Genomic DNA, 4,443 nt, shown 5'->3' with positions numbered 1-4,443 from the left:
GCTCCTCCTCTGGGAGCTCGTCCGATCGGCACAACGAGGGGCTGTGCCGACGGCCCCTGCCGAGCCCGGCCAGAGGCGAACAGTGCGCTGGATGGCCCCGTCCCCGGCCAATCGGCAGACAGGGACTAGGCCATCCAGCGCACTGCTTTCTACCCCGGATACCGTCCTCAGTCCAGTCAAGTGACCGGAATGAGCCCGTTGTCCGCGATCGGGGCACCGCATTCAGCCACTGAGGTGGCGGCGGCGGCCAGCCGGCGGACCGACTCGCGCAGGACGTCAACCGGTTGGGTGTACGGCACTCGCAGCCAGCGCTCGAGTCCCCCGTGCGGGGTGAAGAACGACCCCGGCACCACACGCACGCCGAAGTTCTGCGCGACGGCGGCGATGCGGGTGCTGACCGGTTGCGGCAGCCGGCACCACAGGATCATCCCGCCGTCCGGCACCGTGAACGACCAGTCCGGACACCGCTCCCGCAGCTCCGCGACCAGCGCGTCCCGGTGCTGGGCGAGCCGCACGCGCCGTTCGAGCAGTGGTTCACGCGGGCCGGCGAGCAGCTCCGCCAGGACCAGCTGCTCGAACACGGGTGTGCCGAGGTCGAGGCCGCGGCGGGCGGCCACCAGCCGGGCGATGACGTCGGTGGACGCGCGGACCCACCCGAGCCGCAGACCGCCCCAGTGCGACTTGCTGGCCGAGCCGGCCGCGAGCACGAGGTCGGGGCTGAAGGCGGCGAACGGCGGCGGCGCGTTGTCGGCGTCGAAGTCCAGCTCCACCTGCGTCTCGTCGACCACCACGGGGGTGCGGGCCCGGCGGAACGCGGCGGCGAGGCGCTGGCGGCCAGCCGCGTCGAGACGGTGCCCGGTCGGGTTGTGGAAGTCGACGATAAGGTAGGCGAGCCGGGGCGCGGACTGCCGGAGCGCGGCCTCGACGCCGTCGAGGTCCCAGCCGTCGTCGGCCATGGCGACCGGCAGCGGCATCCCGTGCGCGCCGCGGATGGCCTCCAGCGCGTTCGGGTACGTCGGCTGCTCGATCAGGATCCGGTCCCCGGGACCGACGAACAGGCGCAACGCCAGGGCGAACGCGTGGTGCGCGCCGCTCGTGACGAGGATCTGGTCCGGCGTGGTGGGCAGGCCGCGCTCGGTGTAGCGGTCGGCGAGGAGCGCACGCAGTCTCAGCAGGCCCTGTTCCTGGTAGCCGTGCGTGGCGAGGTGGGCGCCGAGGTGGGGCAGCGCGGCCTCGGCCGCGGCGGCGACGCCGGGGAGGGCGGGCAGCGCGGCACGCGCGAGGTCGATGGTGCCGGGGTCCGCCGGGGGCTCCGCCGAGCTGTTGCCGGCGGGGATGGCCGCCCACGAGCCGGCACCGCGGCGGCTGACCACGAGGCCGTCGGCCTTGAGCCGCTCCCAGGCCGCGGCGACCATCGTGCGGCTGACCTCGAGGGCGGTGGCCAGCTCGCGTTCGGGCGGCAGGGCGGTGCCGGCGGGGATACGGCCGTCGAGGATGAGCAGCCGGATGCCGGCGGCCAGGTCGGCGGCACCCTGGCGGGAGCCGCGGCGGCGCCAGTTGCCGAGCAGTTGTGCCACACGCCACGCGTTCACAAGGCCAATTATTGCAGATTGGCTATTGATAGTGAGCCAATCGACCGTAAAGCATGGCCACATGACTGATCTCGATCTGCGACCCGTGTCGGTCACGACGTCGCCGGTCCGCCGGCTGCCCCAGCTACTCGGCGGCCTGGCGGTCTACGGGATCAGCATGGGACTGATGATCAGGTCCGGGCTGGGGCTGGACCCGTGGGACGTGCTGCACGACGCGCTGTCGCGGCGCACGGGCCTGTCGTTCGGCACGGTCACGGCGGCCCTGGGCGCGCTGGTGCTGCTGTGCTGGATCCCGATCAGGCAGCGGCCGGGGGTCGGCACGGTCGCGAACATCCTGGTCATCGCGGTGGCGGTGGACGCGACGCTGGCCCTCGTGCCGGCGCCGTCCGCGCTGGTGGTGCGGATCCTGTTCCTGGTGGCCGGGGTGGTGCTGAACGGGCTCGCGACGGCCGTGTACATCGGGGTGCGGTTGGGGCCGGGGCCGCGGGACGGGCTGATGACCGGTCTGACCGCTCGTACCCGGCTGTCGGTCCGCGTGGTGCGGACGGGGATCGAGATCACCGTGCTGGCCACCGGCTGGCTGCTCGGCGGGACGGTCGGCGTGGGGACCGTCGTGTACGCGCTGGCGATCGGGCCACTCACGCAGGCTTTCCTGCCACACGTGGTGTGGCGGCTCAAGGTCTGAACTGTGCGACCACCAGGGCCTGGTCGTCGTGGGCTTTGGGGCGGGGCCAGCGTCTGCCATCGGGATCGGACCGCTCAGCCGCGCGTACCACGTCCAGCACCGCTTCCAGGCCCTCGCTGACGGCCAGGTCGCGTAAGGCCGGCCAGCCGGGTAAGACCCCGTAGGTCTCGATGCCGCAGGTCACGCCGTCGCTGGCCATGAGGACCGTGGTCACGTCGTCGCGGGGCCAGGTCGCGCGGACCGCCTGGTGGGCGGCGTCCGGGTCGGCCTCCGCCACCCAGAAGCCGCCCTCGACGTTGCGGTGGGTGGCCGTGCTCTGTACGGCCTCGCGCAGAGCTGCCAGATGGTTCTCGCCGTAGCCGCCGCCGGAGGACAGGCGGTCGCGGTAACCGGCGCCTCTCGGCATCGAGCCGATGCGGGTGTCCGCCAGGACCGACGGGCCGTCGGCCGTGAACGCCACGATCGGGCTGTCGGCCAGGACGAGGCCCTCGATGACCGTGTCGGACCAGCGCAGTACCGCGACCGTGCTCGACGGGGACCTGCCGGGGACCAGCCCGTGGTCGCGGGCCACCGTCTTGATCGCCGCCGCCAGGAGGTCCGCCAGGTCGGTGTCCGGGTAGCCCGTGAGGCGGCCGGACAGCTCGCCTGCCAGGCGCGACGCGTACCAGCCGCCGCTGGGCAGCCGCGGGTCGACGGAGGTCGCACCGTCGAGCAGCACGATCGCGTGGGGCAGTACGACGACCACGTCCTCGCTCGGCCGGACGCTGCCGTCCAGGCCGACCCCGGGACGTTCGGCCACCTCGATGCGTGGGCTCATGATCGATTATACCTCGTCAACTCAGATTGACAAGGCTCTTACGTCAACCTATGTTGACAGAATGTCAGAAGCGACGCAGCTCGCCGCCGCCACCGGGGACCGGGATCCACGCATTGGTCTCCAGGCGGTCGCCGCCTTGCGCAAGCTCCTGGAGCGGCTGGAGTCCGTGCAGGTGCGCAACGCGCGGGCCAGGGGCTGGTCCTGGCAGGACATCGCCGCCGAGCTGGGCGTCTCCCGCCAGGCGGTGCACAAGAAGCACGGAAGGCCCTGAGGCACCTGGCCTCAACGGCGGCCGAGGCCGTTCCACTCGAAGCCGGCGCGGCGGACGACGTCCGGGTCCAGCAGGTTGCGGGTGTCCACCACGGTCGGGCGTGCCACCACGTCGGCGAGCTTCGCCCAGTCCAGGCCGCGGAACTCCGGCCACTCGGTCAGCACGACCAGCGCCTCGGCGCCTTCGGCCGCGCGGTACGGGTCGTCGACCAGGGTGATGCCGTCGAGGTCGGTGCGGGTGTCGCCGGAGCGCAGCGCCGGGTCGTACGCCACGAGCTTCGCACCCGCCTGGCGCAGCAGCGCGGACACGGCCAGGGCCGGGGAGTCACGCAGGTCGTCCGTGCCGGCCTTGAACGTCAGGCCCAGGATGCCCAGCCGCACCTTCGACAGGGAGCCGCCGCGCTTGCCGGTCACCGCGAGCCGGACCTTCTCGACCATGCGCTGGCGCTGGCGGTTGTTCGTGTCGATCGTGGCGCGGATGAGGCGGAACTCGAAGTCGGCGGCGTCCGCCAGCTGCAGCATGGCGGAGGTGTCCTTCGGCAGGCACGAGCCGCCCCAGCCGGGGCCGGCCTCCAGATAGGACTGACCGATCCGCTTGTCGAAGCCCATGCCCTCGGTCACGTCGGAGATGTCCGCGCCGAGGCGGTCGCACAGCTCGGCCATGGCGTTGACGTACGACAGCTTCATCGCGAGGTAGCAGTTCGCGGCATATTTGACCAGCTCGGCCGACGCGGCGTCGGTCAGCACGGTCGGGGCGCCGAGGCGGGCGTACAGGGCGGCCACGCGCTCGGCCGCGTCCTGCTTGTCGCAGCCGACGACGATGCGGTCCGGGTTCAGGAAGTCGTGGACCGCCGAGCCCTCGCGCAGGAACTCGGGGTTGCTCACCACCGCCACGTCGTCTCGCTCCAGCAGCTCGGCGGTGCGCTGCGCGGTGCCGACCGGCACCGTCGACTTGTTCACCACGACCGAGCCCGCCGGCAGTAGCGGGCCGACCTCCTCCAGCACCGACTCGACCACCGAGAGATCCGCCACACCGCCGACCTCGATGTTCGTATGATCGTAGTGTATGTATAGATTGT

General features: G+C 72.1%; 5 protein-coding genes. 2 read left to right on the top strand and 3 right to left on the bottom strand.

The features are described 5' to 3' along the window. Positions 1 to 176 precede the first annotated feature (176 nt). Positions 177 to 1,577 (bottom strand): PLP-dependent aminotransferase family protein, encoded by a 1,401-nt coding sequence (locus ACJ73U_RS46750; RefSeq protein WP_407784262.1) that lies wholly within the window; start codon positions 1,575 to 1,577, stop codon positions 177 to 179. A 76-nt stretch (positions 1,578 to 1,653) separates the two neighbouring features. On the opposite strand from ACJ73U_RS46750, the gene ACJ73U_RS46745 reads away from it, so the two are divergent. Next, positions 1,654 to 2,277: a YczE/YyaS/YitT family protein gene (locus tag ACJ73U_RS46745; protein ID WP_407784261.1), complete on the top strand. Its 624-nt coding sequence runs from the start codon at positions 1,654 to 1,656 to the stop codon at positions 2,275 to 2,277. Here the strand turns inward: ACJ73U_RS46745 and ACJ73U_RS46740 are convergent. Continuing rightward, the gene (locus tag ACJ73U_RS46740; protein WP_407784260.1) at positions 2,267 to 3,094 is read right to left on the bottom strand and encodes a hypothetical protein; all 828 of its coding nucleotides are present in this window, start codon (positions 3,092 to 3,094) and stop codon (positions 2,267 to 2,269) included. The two genes, ACJ73U_RS46745 and ACJ73U_RS46740, sit on opposite strands and share 11 nt — an antisense overlap. Before the next feature lie 61 nt (positions 3,095 to 3,155). Here ACJ73U_RS46740 and ACJ73U_RS46735 point away from each other — a divergent pair, with 61 nt between their 5' ends. Then, positions 3,156 to 3,365 carry a helix-turn-helix domain-containing protein gene (locus tag ACJ73U_RS46735; protein WP_407784259.1) on the top strand — a complete coding sequence of 70 codons (210 nt, stop codon included), beginning with the start codon at positions 3,156 to 3,158 and terminating at the stop codon, positions 3,363 to 3,365. Positions 3,366 to 3,376: 11 nt separating this feature from the next. On the opposite strand, the gene ACJ73U_RS46730 is transcribed toward ACJ73U_RS46735, so the two are convergent. Next, a partial coding sequence (locus tag ACJ73U_RS46730; protein ID WP_407784258.1) for a UDP-glucose dehydrogenase family protein occupies positions 3,377 to 4,443 on the bottom strand: 1,067 nt, incomplete at its 5' end.

This window comes from Actinophytocola sp., from assembly GCF_045807065.1.
In the GTDB taxonomy this organism is placed as follows: Bacteria; Actinomycetota; Actinomycetes; order Mycobacteriales; family Pseudonocardiaceae; genus Actinophytocola.
The sequence above is the reverse complement of the archived record's forward strand: the minus strand, read 5'-3'. Positions and strand labels throughout refer to the sequence as shown.

Coding starts and splice junctions, on each gene's coding strand:
- ACJ73U_RS46745 (WP_407784261.1), top strand. CDS start 1,654: ATGACTGATCTCGATCTGCGACCCGTGTCGGTCACGACGTCGCCGGTC.
- ACJ73U_RS46740 (WP_407784260.1), bottom strand. CDS start 3,094: ATGAGCCCACGCATCGAGGTGGCCGAACGTCCCGGGGTCGGCCTGGAC.
- ACJ73U_RS46735 (WP_407784259.1), top strand. CDS start 3,156: ATGTCAGAAGCGACGCAGCTCGCCGCCGCCACCGGGGACCGGGATCCA.